Below are 17,900 nucleotides of genomic sequence, written 5' to 3' on the forward strand. Positions count from 1 at the left end.
CTTATATCGCATTAACGATAGTAAAGAAGTCATCGGCCTTTAGAGAAGCTCCACCAATTAGTCCGCCATCTACGTCAGGCTTAGAAAAGATCTCCTGAGCATTGCCAGGTTTTACACTACCACCATAGAGAATTGATACCGAATCAGCCACCTCATCTCCATATTTTGAAGCGATAGTTTTACGAATGAAGGCGTGCATGTCTTGGGCCTGTTCAGGACTCGCCGTTTCACCTGTACCAATAGCCCAAACCGGCTCATACGCTAGAACAATATGTTTGAAATCATCAGCCTCTAAGTGGAATAAGGCATTCTTTAATTGACTTTTAACCACTGCTTCTTCTTGAGACGATTTGCGGTCTTCCAGCTCTTCACCAAAACAAAACACTACAGCCATTTCATTGGCCAATGCCTGAGATACCTTTTTGGCTAGATCAGCATCCGTTTCATTAAAATAGGCTCGACGCTCACTATGTCCCAAAATCACCGTTGAAATATCAATGCTCTTTAACATGGATGCACTAATCTCTCCGGTATAAGCTCCATTCTCTGCAAAATGCATGTTCTGGGCAATTACCTCAATACTAGAGTTTTCTAGCGCCTCAACTGCCGATGGTAAATTTGTATATGTAGGAGCAATCATCACTTTGGCATCTGATGTCTGTGACTGTGCGCTTAATGCGTTTATAAGATCTTTAGTCTCTGAAAAATTCATATTCATTTTCCAGTTTCCAGCAACAATTTTTGTTCTCATAATTTTGGTTTTAAGTTGACAAAAATACCACTTTAATCAATTAACCAAAGTGATATAAATCATAGAAAAATTAACTGGTTTTTACCCTTGGATCTAACCAGGCATATATTAAATCTACTAGTATATTTATGCTTATAAAAATAATAGCAATGACCAGAACAGATCCCATAATAACAGGCAAATCCAGTGTATTTAAGGCATTGACGATTTCTTTTCCAAGGCCATTCCAGCCAAAAATATATTCAACAAATACGGCTCCAGCCAACATGGAAGCAAACCAACCCGACACTGCGGTTACCACAGGGTTTAAAGCATTCTTTAAGGCATGATTCTTTATCACCTGAAAGTTATTAAGCCCTTTGGCTCTGGCCGTTCTTATATAATCCATACCTAATACTTCCAACAGTGAATTGCGCATCAACTGTATCACAACTGCTAGAGGCCTGATCCCTAATACAATAGCCGGAAGTATTAAATTTTTCAATTTTAGCTCTTTCCGTTCCCCGAAATCATCCAACTCATATAAGCTGCCAGTCATTTCAAGATTGGTGTACTCGTGCAACACAAAACCAAAAAGCCAGGCAAATATTATGGCACTAAAGAACGAAGGGACACTCATACCCAGAGTGCTAAAGATTTGTATGAACCTATCAATAAAAGAGTCCTTATGTAAGGCTGATATAATTCCCAACAGCACACCTAGAATTATGGCGATAATTATGGCCGATATTGCTAGAACAAATGTATTGGGAAGTGTTTCCAAAAGGACACTTGATACTTTTTTCCCTTGCTTAGTAAACGACTCTCTTAGATAGGGCCACTTTAATACAATTGTGGTATTGGTAAATTCCAGAAGAGTAAAATAGCTGTATTTAGATTTGTCTAAAAAGGTATAATCATCCACAGAATTGGAATGAATAGAAACTGGGGACAAATCATTTAAATAATATCGGTACTGTCTGGTGAGAGGTTGATCAAACCCATATTTCTTTTTTACAGTAGCCAACTGCTCTGAGTTTTGATTTTGCCCGAGCATCATTTGGGCCGGATCGCCAGGTAGTACATTAAACAAAAAGAAGATAACTGTTACTACCCCAAAAATGGTTAGCAACGCATAAAAGATTTTTTGAATGAACCTACTCAATATGATGTGATTTTATAAGATCAAATCTTCAAAATCATTCCAATGGGCTTTGTTCACCACCGTTCCTTTGTTCAATATTATGACACCAGGGTTGGCCCGAACCATAGTTTTAATAACCTTTTCATCGCACAGGTAAAACTCAAAGCCAAGATCAAATTTATCTGTTAATTGCAGTTTATCATCACTACCTGACGAAGTCAATCCAATAACCGTATAACCTTGATTCATGGCTCGAGTGGTAAATTCCTTAAGTTTAACTACCCCCTCTGCTTCGCCTGAAGGAATGCTGTACATCGTGATGATCAATAATTTGTTCTTCTCAAGAAAATAGGATGTAAGATCCTCTTCATCAGATTCAATAGAGAAATCCTGAATAGGTGGAATATAGCCTTCATCCACTGTTTTCGTTTCAACTCCTACATACTCTCCATCAACTGTTGGGTAACTACCATTGGTTACAAACTCTTCTAATTCTCCATTTACCTTAAAGGTCCATGTATATTCTAAAACTGGCTTTGGGGCATCATCAGGAATGGCCATTCCTTCGGGAATACTAGCACCAATTTTGTAAGCTCTAAAATCTATAGCAGGTAAGTGCATCAACACATAATATCCAAAACCAAGGGAAAGGATAAAACTCAGAAGAGCCACACTCGTATTGAGTAAGCTTCCAAGAATAGGCCTTATGTGTTTTAAACCTAGTACGAGAACGAGTATTAAGATCAATAAAATAATGTCTTTAGTAAAGCTTTCCCATGGGGTTAATTTCAAGGCATCACCGAAACAACCGCAGTCTTTTACCTTATCAAAATAAGCCGAGTAAAACGTTAGGAAAGTGAAGAAGACAATCATCGCTAATAAGCTGTAGACCGTAAATTTGGGTTTATAGCCAATGAGTAAGAACACTCCTAGCACCACCTCAAGTACCACCACCAAAACAGATATCCCTAAGGCATAAGGCTCCAGAAATGGGATGTTTAACACATCTGAACTAAAGTACTCTTGTAGTTTATAAGAAAAACCTAAGGGATCGTTGAGTTTAATAAACCCGGAAATAATAAATAAGACCCCAACAAAAAGTCTGCATAAGGCAACAAGTTGCTTCATAATATGGTGTTTAGTTCTCAGATAAATGAATCATAGCAAAAATGGCGTAATTGATCATGTCCTGATAATTAGCATCAATTCCTTCACTTACCAAAGTTTTACCAGAATTATCTTCTATTTGTTTAACTCGCAACAATTTTTGAAGTATAAGGTCGGTTAGGGAACTTACCCTCATATCACGCCATGCTTCGCCGTAATCATGATTCTTGTTCATCATAAGTTCTTTAGTAATACCAATCATTTCATCATAGGCCTCCAATGCCTCCTCTGTATTAAGATCTGGCTGCTCAACTACTCCTCTCTCAATCTGTATTAGAGCCATGATGCAATAATTAATGATACCAATAAATTCAGACACCTCTCCTTCATCCACCTTTCTAACATCATTCTGCTGAAGCCCTCTTATGCGTTGTGCCTTGATAAAAATTTGATCTGTCAATGACGGTAATCTTAAGATACGCCAGGCACTTCCATAATCGGTCATTTTTTTACTAAAAAGTGCTCTGCATTGTGCTACAACATCGTCGTACTGCTGTGAAGTATTATGCATTAAATCCATTTAATTTTGCGTAAATTTCGCATAAATAAATAAGAAGTTCAAAGTTTGAGAATTAAAGTTTACCTAAGATATAAACAGGTCCTAACTACTTTTTCCATCATCAATCAGAGCCGTGTGTTATGACTATAAATTGTAATGGTCAATTGATTAGCTTGAACGCTCCAAAGGTCATGGGGATACTCAATGTAACTCCTGATTCTTTCTATGATGGAGGAAAGAACATGGCTTTGACAAATATCATTAAAAGCACTGAGAAAATGCTCACAGATGGGGCTACGTTTATCGATGTAGGTGGCTATAGTTCCAGGCCAGGAGCGGATGATATTCTTGAAGCAGAAGAATTGCGCCGTGTGATCCCTGTTATTGAAGCATTGGTTTCTACTTTTCCAAATATTGTCATTTCAATCGATAGCTTTAGAAGTAAAGTAGCCAAGGAAGCAGTTAATGCAGGTGCTGCAATAGTTAATGATATCTCTGGAGGTCTACTGGATCAGAAGATGTTAACTACCGTTGGTGAATTGGGTGTTCCATATGTCATGATGCATATGAAAGGCACCCCACAGAACATGAAAACTAAGGCACGTTATACTGATGTTGTACTTGAAGTGATCAAGCATTTATCGGAGCGTTTATTTGCGGCAAGAGCCGCTAAGATCATTGATATAATTGCCGACCCAGGTTTTGGTTTTGCAAAAAATATAGCTCAGAATTTTGAGTTGTTCTCCAAATTAGAGCTATTGAAAAATCTAGATATTCCGCTTTTAGTTGGGGTTTCAAGAAAATCAATGATTTACACGTCTCTTGAAGGATCGGCGGAAACTGCATTAAACGGAACAACAGCCTTAAACATGCTGGCGCTTGAAAAAGGCGCTAATATTCTAAGAGTTCATGATGTCAAGGAGGCGGTGGAATGTATTACACTCTACCAAAATATTTATCGCACGGATGAAAGGTCTTAAGTTTTTAATAATACTTCTCGTTCTTTCCTGCGGCAATGAACGGATAGTACAGTTACCAGAAGTTGAGCAGTCAGAAATAGCAGAAGTCTTGGATGTTTCTCCCGCCTATATATTTTACGATCCCACTGCCTCAGATTCGACCAAATTCAATAGAAAAAACCTGATAGGCACTACGAATTGGCTGGTTAATGTTGATAAGCGACTAAGTTTAAAACAAGTAGTTCCACATTTAAAATACTTACAGGCCAAGCGCGAGAAAAAGGGTATGCATACTAATGTAGCCGCAAAAAACTACTTTACTTGTAATGATATTGCTCAATCGACACTGGGATTTCTGGATTTTACTGACATAAAATTTCATGATTCTAATGAATTACTATCAACTGACAATGGCATTTGCATAATGAGGATTAATAGTCTAAACGATGTATCACTTTCTATGATACCTGATTTGAACATGGAGTTTTCAAAAGAGAATTTAAGGTCAATTCTTGTTGGTTTAGGCGAGGAAGAACCTGATGCAGCTATTACTCTTGTTCTTCACTTCAATAAAGGATTGAGTTTTCAAGATTATATTACTGTCAAATCGGAATTGCGGAAAATAAAACCAAAAAAGATTAATATAGATTCTAGGGAATTATTTTATTAGCATAAATCATTAAATTAGCTAAAAGCAAGCCCTTTGGAGAACTTACAGCTTTGGGATTTTAGGTTAATCGATTTTATCGATGTTTTTCTGGTAGCCATCCTACTTTACTACATTTACAAACTTGTTAAGGGCACTGTTGCTATCAATATTTTTATTGGAATCCTGATAATTTATTTTGTCTGGAGGCTAACAGATTACCTCAACATGCACATGCTGTACCGGATAGTTGACGGATTTATGAAGGTGGGGATTATTGCCTTGATCGTTGTTTTCCAACCGGAAATTCGCAAGTTTTTGTTGATGGTGGGCTCTACCAATATTGGCGGTAAACGGCGTCTCTTCAAGAACTTTAAGTTCCTTAATAACGATATTGAAACCACCACCGATGTCTCTGCAATATTACAGGCTTGTGAGAACATGGGACGTAACAAAACGGGGGCATTAATTGTCATTGAGCGCAATAACAATCTTGACTTTCTGGTGAATACGGGTGATGAAATGAGTATTGCCGTATCACAACCAATTATTGAAAGTATCTTTTTTAAAAATAGCCCTTTACATGACGGGGCTGCCATCATCGAAGGAAATACCATAAAAGCAACCAGAGTCATCTTACCCCTGAATAATGAGAAGACGGTTCCAGACAGATTCGGACTGCGTCACAGAGCTGCGATAGGTGTTACTGAAAAAACAGATGCTCTTGCCGTTGCTGTAAGTGAAGAAACAGGACAAATATCTTATTTTAAAGATGGGGAATTTGTGATCTACAAGGATTTAGAAGATTTAAACGAAAAGCTTAAAAAGGATCTAGTCTAAATGAACTGTAAAAATTGCGGTCATCACATTGAAGAATGGCAGAATTTCTGCCCTAATTGTGGAGCTAAGGTTATAAGAAACCGTCTAACTCCAAGGATCCTTGCAGAACAGGTCAATCAGGAAATCCTAGCCATTGACAATCGCTTGTTCAGAACCTTTTATGCTCTTTTTAGAGCCCCTGAAGACGTTATAGTGGGCTACATAAATGGTGTGCGAAGGAAATACCAGGATGTATTGCAATACTTTGCAATTGCTCTGACCTTGACTGGTTTTCAGGTATTCTTAATTTCGTTTTTATTTCCAGAATCATTTGAGGTTAGTAATTCCTTTACCCAATCAATTGATAATCTTCCTGGACAAGAAAATAATCCATTTAGAAACTTAAGTTACAAAGACACAAGTGACTATCAAGGACTTGGTTATATACTAACGCTACCCTTCTACGCTTTATCAACCTGGATCGCTTATAGTATTTTTGGAGATAAACGATTCAACCTAACCGAGCACTTTGTTATTAATCTATACTACTCCGCTCAAATTATCATTCTCACAGCCTTTATGACCTTTATTGGTGTGGTATTTGGCTTGGATTATTTAACTGCCTCACTCATAACCATTGTTCCCTTATATGTCTATTACTATTTTGTTTTAAAGCGGGTTTTTAAAGATTCTTACCTACTAACCTTTGCCAAATTTTTAATTGTTCAGGTAGTCAATATGGTCATCTACGCGATTATTGGGGTAGCCGCTGTCATTGGTGTAATAATTTATAAACTGTCTACTGGTGGAGAACTGTAAAAACTGCCATACCGAATTAATAGAAGGCGCAGAGTTCTGTCATAATTGTGGTGCTAAAATCATAAGAAATAGGTTGAGCTTCAAGAATCTATTTGAGCATATTACGGAGACCTTTCTCAATTATGACAACAAGCTGTTACGAACTATTATTTGCTTATTTACAGATCCTACAGATGTCATTGGCGGATATGTCAAGGGGGTGAGAAGGAAGTACGTGAACCCCTTGAGCTTTTTTGGACTGGCCTTAACACTCAGTGGTTTATCAATTTTTATTCTTAGAAAGTTCTACATGAATGATATTGATTTTTCTATGTTGGTTATGGAGAACAATCCTGTGAATGAAGACATTTTCATGAGCACTCAAAACTCGCTACAAGAATACAATTCGCTTTTCTACAGTGCTATGATTCCATTTTTTGGCTTGATTAGTTGGGTGGTGTTTCTCAATAAATCCTACAATCTAACTGAGCACATTGTGATTTACTTGTATACCATGTCACTGATGAGTATCATATCGGTTGTTTTATCTCAGGTGTTATTGTTTATAAACCCAGATCTTTACATGGTATCGGGCTTCGCAATTTTATTATTCACCTTATTTTATCATTGCCGCCTGTTCAAGCAATTATTCGAACTTTCGTGGGGGTGGCTCGTAATAAAGACAGCCTTATTTCTGGCACTTTTATTTATTATTTACCTTGGATTGTCTATACTATATTTAGTGTATTTAATACAAAGTGGAGCCCTTCAATTAAGTGACTTTGCTCCCAAATAATCAGGAAGCTTCTGCCTTGAGAAACTGTACCTCATACAGATTTTTGTAATACCCATTCTCCTTCTGAAGTAAACTCTTATGAGTACCTACTTCTACGATCTTACCGGCATCTAATACAATGATTTTATCCGCCTGTTGTATGGTCGCCAATCGATGGGCAATAATTATAGATGTACGGCCATTTGTAATGGCGTCCGTAGCATCTTGCATGAGTTGTTCTGTATAGGTATCAACCGAAGAGGTGGCTTCATCCAATATTAGAATACTTGGATTGGTAACGTAAGCTCTTAAAAATGAGATCAACTGACGTTGTCCTGAAGATAGCATAACACCACGTTCCTTAACATTATACTGGTAGCCACCAGGTAAAGATGAGATAAAGTCATGTATTCCAATGGTTTTCGCTGCCGCTATAACATCGGCTTCCATGATATACTCATTACCAAGGGTAATATTATTGAGAATGGTATCTGCAAACAAAAACACGTCCTGAAGCACCACTGCTATTTGGTTACGTAAGGATTCCAGAGACATGTTCTTTATATCCTTAGCATCAATTTCAATGGTACCAGAATCAATATCGTAGAAGCGATTTAATAAATTGATAATAGTGGATTTACCAGCACCGGTTGCTCCCACTATGGCAACAGTTTCACCTGCAGATATGTCCACTGATATTCCTTTTAAAACTTCCTCGCCTTGAACATACGAGAAACGGACATCCCTTAATTGAATATCACCCCTAAACTGATTAACAATTTCTTTACCAGAATCATCAATTTGCGAATCTGTATCAAGAACCTTAAAAACACGGTCAGCCGCCACCATTCCCATTTGAAGGGTGTTAAACTTATTGGCTATTTGATTCAAAGGTCTAAACAGCAATGGAATGTACATTGTAAAAGCAATTAGCTCACCAACCGATGTTCCCGGATTTATGGAAACGGCATCGAAACCACCTGCTAAAATAACAAGTGCCATTGTGAGAGATGATACAAATTCCGCAACTGGAAAAAATATGGAATTGTACCAAACCGTGCGTAACCATCCTTTCTTATGACGTTCGTTTATGGCTTTGAAGTTTTTATATTCCGTATCTTCTCTTGTAAAGAGTTGCAGGATTTTCATCCCCGTAATCCGTTCTTGAACAAAGGAATTTAAGTTAGATATTTCTGTTCTAACATCTTCAAATGCCTGCTTCATATATTTCTGAAAGATCCGCGTAGCAATGATAATTATGGGAAGTGTTGAAAACACAATTAAGCTCAGCTTTACATTTAAGAAGAGCATAAATCCAGCAACTACAAGCATTTTAAGTATGTCACTAAATATCATAAATAAGCCTTGCCCAAAAATATCGGCAATTCGCTCCATATCGGTGACTGCACGCGTAATCAATACCCCGACTGAGGACTTATCAAAATAGGTCATCTTGAATCTGAGCATGTGTTTAAAAACCTTGATTCTTATATCACGCACCACAGATTGCCCCAGCCAACTTGCATAATAAATATATAATAGCTGTGACACCACCTCAAGAACCAACAGCACAAGCATGATAATGATGTAAACAAAAAATCCATCTAGCTTCTTTAAAGCTATTTGCGAATCAATTGCCTCACGCAGAACATAAGGTCTGAGTGCACCAAAAAGAGCCAAGCCAACTACACAAACCAAAGACAAGGCAAATATTCCTCTATACGGTTTTATGTAATCCAGTAGCCTTCTAAATAAGGTAACATCAAATATCTTCTTTGCTTTCTCTGCCATGAATTTTGTTAACTGTGTTTCTCGTTTATAAAAATTCCCTCAGGATAAACTACCTCACTTAAATACAAACCGTGAGCAGGAACGGAGTAACCAGCTTTTGAACGGTTTTTCGATTCAATAATACAATGTAAATCGTCTAGTTGTATTTTGTGGAGCCCAATATCAATCATCGTCCCAACAATAGCTCTTACCATATTTCGCAAAAAACGGTCCGCTGTAATCACAAACTCAAGCGATTCATCTTTTTTAGTCCAATGCGCCTTACTAATGTCGCAAATAAACGTTTTTACGTCAGTATTAGTCTTAGAAAAGCATTCAAAATCTTTATACTGCAATAAGATATCGCCAGCTTTATTCATCGTTTCAACATCCAAATCCTGATGTAAATAGTAGGATCTATTTTTTAAGAACGGATTTTTCTTCTGATGAATTTTATAGATGTAAGATCTTGATGCAGCATCAAACCGAGCATGTGCGTCATCTCCCACTGTTCTAATAGAATTGATGGCAATATCATAGGGTAAAAACGAATTTAATCGGTATAGCAAATTCTCTTTATCAAGTAAATCTTTGCTTTCAAAATGAGCAAACATCTGCAAAGAATGAACTCCAGCATCCGTTCTGCCCGCTCCTGTAATGGATATAGACTCGCTTAATAGCTTACCTAAAGCATCTTCCAGAACTTCCTGGACGCTCACTGCATCTGGTTGGTTTTGCCAACCATGATAGTTGGTACCATCAAATTTTAATTCTATGAAATATCTCAAGCTAAAGCTCTATTTTTGAGCAAATATAGTCCATTTCACAGGGCCTAAACTCGAATTAACAAAATATCAAGACCCTTTTTAAATCAATGAAAAAAATCCTCTTATTATCAGACACACATAGCTATATGGATAGTGCCGTTCTTAAACATGTAAAAAACAGTGATGAGGTATGGCACGCAGGCGACATTGGGGATTTAACGGTTACAGATCAGATAAAAAAACTAACGACCCTCAGAGCTGTATGGGGTAATATTGATAATGCGACCATCCGAGCCGAGTTTCCTGAGCATCAAAAATTTACTTGTGAAGGTATGCGCGTTTGGATGACCCACATTGGAGGTTATCCCCCTAAATACAACATGCGAACTAGAGATAAGCTACAGCAAAACCCACCCGATTTATTCATATGTGGCCATTCCCACATACTAAAAGTGATGCCCGATAAACAACTTAATCTTATACACATGAATCCAGGTGCTATAGGAAAGCATGGGTTTCAAAAGGTAAGAACCATGCTCAGATTTCAAATTGACAACGGGAAACTTTCCAATCTTGAAGTGATAGAGTATAAAAAATAAAAACCCAGACGGCAGCGTCTGGGTTTTTCACACTAATACTACTAAGATGTTAGGTTTATCGTAAACGATCCACAGATTTTACAAGATCCTCATCCTTTTTAATAGCCTTGTTGGCCAAGGCCAAACACACGATAGAAATAACAGGAATAAGCATCCCAATACCTTTCTCAGAAACTTGAATTTCTCCAGATAAGTTTAGCGATACATAAACGAAAAACGCTAGTAGAATAAAGTTTAATATGATGTTTAACCTTCCAAGAACAAATTGTCTCTTCCGGTTTTTAAAACTCAAAATTGAAATGAACGATAATGCTGAAGATACTAAAAACCCACCGAAAACTGCCAGTTGGTCTTGCGCATAAATGTCAATACTTTGGGCATCAACCCATAACGGAAATACAAAGATAAGCCCTGCAGAAATAAGCAAGGCAAACATTAGATAAACCGTTTGTATTCTTTGAATCATACCATTCAATAACAGCGTTGGCAAAATTAGTTCTTTATTCTTAAAAAGAAACGCTTATTTTAAATAAAAATATTGTATTATTGCATTGCACGGTCACTAAATACTATGTTCTTACTGTGCATCTTCCGATTTAATTTTACTGTTTCTTTTTCTAATTTCAGTCTGAAACAATTGAATCATTTACTATCGAAATAAATACTATTTACATATAAAATAATGTTTGAAATTGCTCAATTGAAGGCAATGAAATTGCCTGAATTACAAAACATTGCCAGTCAACTTAAGGTCCCTAAATACCGCTCCCTTAAGAAACTAGATTTAGTTTATCAAATCCTAGATTATCAGGCATCAAATCCAGAAGCCACTAAGGCTCTAGACACGGCAACTGCACCTGCAGAAAAGAAAGAAGCGGCTCCTCAAAAAAATCAAAACCGCCAGAGAAGACCAAGAGCTCAAAAGGATACAGAATCCAATGCTAAAGAACAGCAGAAGATTGAGTTTAAAGAGTCTGACAAAAAAGACGCGAAACCTGAGAAGAAACAAGAGAATAAACAGGAAAACAAGCAGGAGAATAAACAAAGGGATCAAAAACAAGATAATAGATCTAAACGCAACCAAGGCGGACAACAACAGTCTAAAAACCAAAATCAACAACATCAAAAAAATAACGGTAACAAGGATAACAGAAATCGCTATCGTGAACCTGATTTTGAATTTGATGCAATTATCGAGAGCGAAGGTGTTTTAGATATCATGCAAGACGGTTATGGTTTCTTAAGATCATCAGATTATAACTACCTATCCTCACCAGACGATATATACGTATCGCAAAGTCAAATACGTCTATTTGGTCTAAAGACTGGGGATACAGTGCTTGGTCATGTAAGACCACCAAAAGAGGGTGAAAAGTATTTCCCCTTAATAAAGGTGAGTAAAATTAATGGCCAAAGTCCACAAGTAGTAAGAGATCGTGTTTCATTTGAACACCTAACTCCACTTTTTCCACAGGAAAAATTTAATATTGCCGAACGTCAAAGCACTATTTCTACCCGTGTTATGGACCTTTTCTCACCTATTGGTAAGGGTCAGCGTGGTATGATTGTGTCGCAACCTAAAACTGGTAAGACGATGCTATTAAAGGATGTGGCAAACGCTATAGCTGCAAATCATCCTGAGGTATATCAAATGATTCTTTTAATAGACGAACGTCCCGAGGAAGTCACAGACATGCAACGTAATGTGCGTGGGGAAGTAATAGCCTCTACCTTTGATAAAGAGGCTCATGAGCATGTGAAAATCGCCAATATCGTATTGGAAAAAGCCAAGCGTTTAGTAGAGTGTGGACATGATGTAGTGATCCTTTTGGATTCAATTACAAGGCTGGCAAGAGCTTACAATACTGTTCAACCGGCCTCTGGAAAAATACTTAGTGGTGGTGTTGACGCCAATGCTTTACACAGACCAAAGCGATTCTTTGGTGCTGCTCGAAACATTGAAAATGGAGGTTCCTTAACTATAATTGCTACAGCCCTTACAGAAACAGGATCAAAAATGGACGAGGTTATCTTTGAAGAATTCAAGGGTACTGGTAACATGGAGCTTCAGTTAGATAGAAAAATATCAAATCGTAGAATTTTCCCTGCCATTGATCTAACCTCCTCAAGCACACGTCGTGATGATCTTCTCTTAGATGATAATACTATTCAAAGAATGTGGGTGATGAGAAAGTACCTTGCTGATATGAATCCCGTTGAAGCTATGGAGTTTATTAACGATCGCTTTAAGCAGACCCGAAACAATGAAGAGTTTCTTATTTCTATGAATGGCTAGTTTCAAAAAACAGAGCACAATATTAAAAACCCATTCCTAACAGAATGGGTTTTTAATTGCATGGTATAAAAAAAGTCTTTCCAAATGGAAAGACTTCCCTAATTTTCAATCAATCTCTCTAAATCTTAAAGCGCCGCTACTTTCTTAGTAAGGCTAGATTTTAGGTTAGCTGCTTTGTTAGAATGAATCACATTCCTTTTAGCTAATTTATCAATCATGCTAACCACAGATGGTAACAATTCATTCGCTTCTTTTGCATCAGTTGTCTCACGTAATTTCTTAATTGCATTACGTGTAGTTTTGTGCTGATAACGGTTTAGCAAACGCTTTTTCTCGTTACTTCTAATTCTTTTTAAAGCTGACTTATGATTTGCCATTTCTTTATTAATTTTTTTTAGTAGCCCGTAGGGGAATCGAACCCCTCTTACCAGGATGAAAACCTGGCGTCCTAGCCGATAGACGAACGGGCCATATCGTTCTTAATTTTTACTAATTCTATTAATGAACAGACAACGTTTCCATTGCGGATGCAAAAATACAACTATTTTTAAATGTTGCAACCACAAATTAATTTTTTTTAAAATTAATATGCTTTAGCAAATAAAACACGGCCTTCTGAGTGATTTCCTGTATAAACACAAGACCCTTCCTCATCTTTCCGGTCGTAAGGAATACATCTAATGGTAGCTTTTGTAAGCTCCTTTATCTTCTGTTCAGTTTCAGGGGTACCATCCCAATGCGCAGAAATAAATCCACCTTTAGATTCAAGGATCGATTTAAATTCATCAAATGTATCTACCTCGGTGATATGATCATTTCTGAAATTCAAGGCTTTGTTATAAAGCTCGTTTTGAATTAGATCCAACAAATTAGAAATTCGCTCTTCAATTCCTTCAATCGATACAATTTCTTTACTCAAAGTATCCCTTCTTGCTAACTCAACTGTTCCGTTCTCTAAATCTTTTGGCCCTAATGCTATACGTAATGGTACACCTTGTAATTCGTGCTGTGCAAATTTTGCTCCAGGTCGAAATTCGTCTCTATTATCAAACTTTACCGATATATTCAGGTTGCGTAATTTTTCTGCAACTGCATTTGCCACCTTAGCTATAGCCTCACGCTGTTCATCAGACCTGTAAATAGGAACAATAACCACTTGAAAAGGGGCGAGTTTTGGTGGTAACACCAATCCTTTATCGTCGCTATGGGTCATAATTAAAGCACCCATTAATCGGGTCGACACACCCCACGAAGTTGCCCAAACATGATCTAACTTTCCTTCTTTATTAGCGAACTTCACGTCGAAAGCCTTAGCAAAATTTTGACCTAAGAAATGTGACGTACCTGCTTGAAGTGCCTTGCCATCCTGCATAAGCGCCTCAATACAATGTGTATCAATGGCGCCGGCAAAACGCTCAGACTCAGTTTTAACCCCTTTAATAACAGGAATTGCCATAAACCCTTCTACAAAATCTGCATAGACCTTATTCATTAAAATGGTCTCATCAATTGCTTCTTGTTCGGTAGCATGAGCCGTGTGTCCCTCCTGCCATAAAAACTCTGCAGTTCTTAAAAACAAACGCGTTCTCATTTCCCAACGGACCACGTTTGCCCATTGGTTAATAAGTATAGGGAGGTCTCTGTAACTTTGAATCCAATTTTTATAGGTGTTCCAAATAATGGCCTCACTGGTAGGTCTCACTACCAACTCCTCTTCCAATCTCGCCTCTGGATCAACTCTTAATTTACCGGGCTTTTCAGGATCGTTCTGCAGTCTGTAATGAGTAACAACAGCGCATTCTTTGGCAAATCCTTCTGCATTTTTTTCCTCGGCCTCAAACAAACTTTTTGGAACAAACAAAGGAAAGTAAGCATTTTGATGACCAGTTGCTTTAAACATTTTGTCCAACTCAGCTTGCATCTTTTCCCAAATAGCAAAACCATAGGGTTTGATGACCATACAACCACGAACAGCAGAGTTCTCAGCCAAATCAGCCTTTACTACTAATTCGTTATACCACTTGGAATAATCCTCATCTCTCTTTGTTAGGTTTTTACTCATCTGTTTAAGTTTGGCATAGAAATTGATTCTATGTTAAAGAAATAATATAAGACGCAAAACTAATTATTTTTGTAATGTCCAACAATAAAAAACGTGAGATGAAATATTCTGCTTTACTCTTAAGAAAAGGCTTTACACTACTCATATTAACCTTAGTGTTGGCATCGTGCGGTAGCCAAAAATATGTAGATTATGATGATGGGATCTACAATGGTTCACCAGAACCGGAACCAAATGCAACTCAGACTGAGACAAATCAGGAAACCAATGCTATTGAAACCCAGTACTACAAAAATTATTTTGGCGATACCGTTAAAGAGGTAGACGACATTAATAATGATGCAGAAATATTTACAGATGTCGAGAACTACGCTTCAGAATATGTAAATGACTCTATAGCCGAACCTCAAAATTTCACTAATAATGGTGGTTGGGGATCAACAACCAGTGAAGTGATTGTAAACACATACAACACCGGTTGGGGAATTGGCATTGGCTTTGGCTGGGGCTGGGGCTGGGGCTGGGGAGGCTGGTATGGTCCTGGTTGGGGATGGGGATACCCTCCTTACTATGGTTGCTATTACCCACCCTACTACGGACATGGTTATTATGGGTACGGATATGGATCCTATGTCAACAGTCGTCGCGGAAACAGTTACATTGCTGAATACGGACGTTCCACTACCAATCGATTAAGAGGAGGAGACACTGGTGCACGTACATCTTCATTGAATAGAAGTTCAGGACTTGCAAGTACAGACTACAGGGGTCGTCGCATCACCAGATTAAGTGAACCTCGTCTTAATACAACAATTTCAAGGAATACAGTAGCAAGTAACAATTCGTCAAGACGATCACGAGTAGCCTCATCGAATTCCCGATATAGTTACAATCCCAATACCAGAAGTTATAGCAGGAATAATAGTGCTCGGTCTAGTTCAAATAGAAGTAGCACTGTAAGCAGAAATAACAGTAGAACTACAACTCGTTCATCCAGAAAGTCAAGCCGAAATAATAACACCTATCCCGGTATCAACAGAACAAGAAGCAGTTCTTCTGGTAGAAGTTCTTACAGATCGTCAGGTGGTAGCACGAGATCATCTGGTGGGGTACGTAGTGGAGGTGGCGGCCGTTCTAGCGGGGGCCGAGGTCGTGGTTAAATACTAAAACAAATCCTATGAATTTATTAACCTCTAGAGGAAATGCAATTTGGGCATTTACTCTGATAAGCTTTTCATTTCTTTTTTCAAACGCACAGTCTATTGAAGATGCCCTTAGATATTCTTTAGACGATGTACAAGGTACAGCACGCCATGCAGCCATGAGTGGGGCCTTTGGTGCCTTAGGTGCTGACTTAACAGCTACTAGTCTCAATCCCGCAGCTTCTGCTGTTTTTAATACGAATGCTTTAGCCATTTCAGGTAGGAATACCTCAAATAGTCAAGATCTCGACTATTTTGGGACCACAGGAAGTTCAGAATTTTCAAGTTTCAGACTTGAACAGTTAGGTGGGATATTTATTGTAGATAACTATGATATGAGTTCCGATTGGACCAAGTTTTCTTTCGGTGTGGTTTACGATCGAATGAGCAATTTTGACAATGATTGGGTAGCCAGTGGTGTTAACCCTGACAACTCGGTTGGTAGCTTTTTCCTCGCAAACGCCCAAGGGAAACGCCTGGACCAAATCTCTGCCTTTGAAAATGAATCCATCACAGAGGCTTATGCCGCTATTGGAAGCAGCTATGGATATGAACATCAACAAGCATTCTTAGGCTATGAATCGTTTATCATTGATCCCGTTGTATTTGATGACGCCAATACCTCATATGTATTAAACGTGAATGGCGATAGTTATTCACAGCGCTATATAAGCAGCACCAGAGGATATAAGGGAAAGGTAGCTTTTAATTTTGCCACTATGTACCGGGATTTTTTATCGGTTGGTATCAATCTAAATTCCAATTTTGTGAGATATGATGATTTTAAACGATTAGACGAGGTAGTAATTGGGTCAACTGGTACTACCAATTCAATTGATTTTAGAGAAACACTCGCAACCACTGGAGGTGGATTTTCAGTTCAAGTTGGTGCAATAGCTAAGGTAACCTCGTCTTTAAGGTTAGGTTTAAATTACCACTCACCAACATGGTTTTATCTAACTGATCGTACAACACAATCTGTAGGTACTATTAGAATTGAAGATGGTGATGAAGTTCCAATTGTAATAAACCCTGTAATTGTCAACTATTTTCCAACTTACAGATTAAACACACCGGGATCTTTTGGAGCAAGCGCGGCTTATGTCTTTGGAGGAACAGCCTTATTGAGTTTTGATTACAACTATAAGGATTATTCGCAAATGCGCTATAGTCCTGGCATTGATGATTTCTTTGCAGAACAAAATACCATCATATCCAATACGTTTAAAGGAGCTTCTACCTTTAGAGTTGGTGGGGAATACAGAATATACCAGGTTAGTCTAAGAGGTGGCTATAGATTTGAACAATCCCCCTACAAAGACACTGAATTCTTTGGTGATTTGGAAGGTTACTCCTTTGGCTTAGGTTATAATTTTGGTGGTGTTAAATTGGATGGTGCTTTTACACAATCCAGACGTGATTTTCAAGACCGCCTATATAATGTAGGTCTAACAGATACCGTACAAATTAGAAATGTTATTTCTAATTTTATTTTCACTCTAAGTTTTGCTTTTTAAAATTTGGTAAGTACCGCCCTGATTTAGCGTTTCAAGGTAAAATGGGCTTTAAATATTTTGGGGTCCCCTGTCCGTGGTTCTGTATAGTTCACCGTAAACCAGTAATCATCACTTGGCATACGACTTCCATTGTAGGTGCCATCCCAGCCT

19 protein-coding genes and 1 tRNA gene are annotated in these 17,900 nt (G+C 37.9%); 9 read left to right on the forward strand and 11 right to left on the reverse strand.

Going from position 1 to position 17,900, the window contains the following annotated elements; genetic code table 11:
• Position 1: 1 nt before the first annotated feature.
• The 4 genes from tpiA to DN064_RS10485 form a co-directional block, all read right to left on the reverse strand.
• Positions 2-751: a triose-phosphate isomerase gene (tpiA, locus tag DN064_RS10470; protein WP_115462592.1), complete on the reverse strand. Its 750-nt coding sequence runs from the start codon at positions 749-751 to the stop codon at positions 2-4.
• A gap of 70 nt (positions 752-821) precedes the next feature.
• Entirely contained in the window at positions 822-1,898 is a 1,077-nt protein-coding gene (locus DN064_RS10475; protein WP_115462593.1) for an ABC transporter permease, read from the reverse strand.
• Positions 1,899-1,907: 9 nt separating this feature from the next.
• A complete protein-coding gene (locus DN064_RS10480; RefSeq protein WP_115462594.1) occupies positions 1,908-3,002 on the reverse strand; it encodes a BT_3928 family protein in 1,095 nt (364 codons plus the stop codon).
• Positions 3,003-3,012: 10 nt separating this feature from the next.
• A complete protein-coding gene (locus DN064_RS10485) occupies positions 3,013-3,552 on the reverse strand; it encodes a DUF1599 domain-containing protein (RefSeq protein WP_115462627.1) in 540 nt (179 codons plus the stop codon).
• Between the two features lie 128 nt (positions 3,553-3,680).
• Between DN064_RS10485 and folP the strand changes: the two genes are divergently transcribed.
• The 5 genes from folP to DN064_RS10510 are packed head-to-tail and all read left to right on the forward strand — an operon-like array spanning position 3,681 to position 7,558.
• The gene (folP, locus tag DN064_RS10490) at positions 3,681-4,520 is read left to right on the forward strand and encodes a dihydropteroate synthase (RefSeq protein ID WP_115462595.1); all 840 of its coding nucleotides are present in this window, start codon (positions 3,681-3,683) and stop codon (positions 4,518-4,520) included.
• Positions 4,507-5,169 (forward strand): hypothetical protein, encoded by a 663-nt coding sequence (locus tag DN064_RS10495; RefSeq protein ID WP_115462596.1) that lies wholly within the window; start codon positions 4,507-4,509, stop codon positions 5,167-5,169. The genes folP and DN064_RS10495 overlap by 14 nt, the downstream gene beginning before the upstream one ends.
• Before the next feature lie 33 nt (positions 5,170-5,202).
• Positions 5,203-5,985 carry a diadenylate cyclase CdaA gene (gene cdaA, locus DN064_RS10500; protein ID WP_115462597.1) on the forward strand — a complete coding sequence of 261 codons (783 nt, stop codon included), beginning with the start codon at positions 5,203-5,205 and terminating at the stop codon, positions 5,983-5,985.
• Complete coding sequence (locus DN064_RS10505) at positions 5,986-6,783, forward strand: DUF3667 domain-containing protein (protein ID WP_115462598.1); 798 nt, start codon at positions 5,986-5,988, stop codon at positions 6,781-6,783.
• On the forward strand, positions 6,770-7,558 hold the full coding sequence (locus DN064_RS10510) for a DUF3667 domain-containing protein (RefSeq protein WP_157962290.1): 789 nt from the start codon (positions 6,770-6,772) through the stop codon (positions 7,556-7,558). Before DN064_RS10505 ends, DN064_RS10510 begins: the two co-directional genes overlap by 14 nt.
• Here DN064_RS10510 and DN064_RS10515 read toward each other — a convergent pair whose 3' ends face one another.
• Entirely contained in the window at positions 7,559-9,328 is a 1,770-nt protein-coding gene (locus DN064_RS10515; protein ID WP_115462600.1) for an ABC transporter ATP-binding protein, read from the reverse strand.
• Positions 9,329-9,336: 8 nt separating this feature from the next.
• A complete protein-coding gene (truA, locus tag DN064_RS10520; protein WP_115462601.1) occupies positions 9,337-10,095 on the reverse strand; it encodes a tRNA pseudouridine(38-40) synthase TruA in 759 nt (252 codons plus the stop codon).
• A gap of 86 nt (positions 10,096-10,181) precedes the next feature.
• On the opposite strand from truA, the gene DN064_RS10525 reads away from it, so the two are divergent.
• Positions 10,182-10,673, forward strand: a complete 492-nt coding sequence (locus DN064_RS10525; protein WP_115462602.1) for a metallophosphoesterase family protein — start codon at positions 10,182-10,184, stop codon at positions 10,671-10,673.
• Between the two features lie 55 nt (positions 10,674-10,728).
• Here the strand turns inward: DN064_RS10525 and DN064_RS10530 are convergent, their stop codons facing one another.
• On the reverse strand, positions 10,729-11,139 hold the full coding sequence (locus DN064_RS10530) for a DUF4293 domain-containing protein (protein ID WP_115462603.1): 411 nt from the start codon (positions 11,137-11,139) through the stop codon (positions 10,729-10,731).
• Positions 11,140-11,355: 216 nt separating this feature from the next.
• Between DN064_RS10530 and rho the strand changes: the two genes are divergently transcribed.
• On the forward strand, positions 11,356-12,969 hold the full coding sequence (rho, locus tag DN064_RS10535) for a transcription termination factor Rho (RefSeq protein WP_115462604.1): 1,614 nt from the start codon (positions 11,356-11,358) through the stop codon (positions 12,967-12,969).
• Positions 12,970-13,094: 125 nt separating this feature from the next.
• On the opposite strand, the gene rpsT is transcribed toward rho, so the two are convergent.
• The 3 genes from rpsT to proS form a co-directional block, all read right to left on the reverse strand.
• Positions 13,095-13,346 (reverse strand): 30S ribosomal protein S20, encoded by a 252-nt coding sequence (gene rpsT, locus DN064_RS10540; RefSeq protein ID WP_115462605.1) that lies wholly within the window; start codon positions 13,344-13,346, stop codon positions 13,095-13,097.
• A gap of 21 nt (positions 13,347-13,367) precedes the next feature.
• A tRNA-Glu gene (locus DN064_RS10545) sits at positions 13,368-13,439 on the reverse strand.
• 113 nt (positions 13,440-13,552) lie between these two features.
• Positions 13,553-15,031: a proline--tRNA ligase gene (gene proS, locus DN064_RS10550; protein ID WP_115462606.1), complete on the reverse strand. Its 1,479-nt coding sequence runs from the start codon at positions 15,029-15,031 to the stop codon at positions 13,553-13,555.
• 74 nt (positions 15,032-15,105) lie between these two features.
• On the opposite strand from proS, the gene DN064_RS14175 reads away from it, so the two are divergent.
• Together DN064_RS14175 and DN064_RS10560 are read left to right on the forward strand one after the other, a co-directional pair.
• The gene (locus DN064_RS14175; RefSeq protein ID WP_157962291.1) at positions 15,106-16,191 is read left to right on the forward strand and encodes a hypothetical protein; all 1,086 of its coding nucleotides are present in this window, start codon (positions 15,106-15,108) and stop codon (positions 16,189-16,191) included.
• Between the two features lie 17 nt (positions 16,192-16,208).
• Positions 16,209-17,750, forward strand: a complete 1,542-nt coding sequence (locus DN064_RS10560) for an outer membrane protein transport protein (protein WP_115462608.1) — start codon at positions 16,209-16,211, stop codon at positions 17,748-17,750.
• Positions 17,751-17,773: 23 nt separating this feature from the next.
• Here the strand turns inward: DN064_RS10560 and DN064_RS10565 are convergent.
• The coding region (locus DN064_RS10565) for a T9SS type B sorting domain-containing protein (protein WP_157962292.1) at positions 17,774-17,900 on the reverse strand (127 nt) is incomplete at its 5' end.

Source organism: Winogradskyella aurantiaca (genome assembly GCF_003362725.1).
GTDB lineage: Bacteria > Bacteroidota > Bacteroidia > Flavobacteriales > Flavobacteriaceae > Winogradskyella_A > Winogradskyella_A aurantiaca.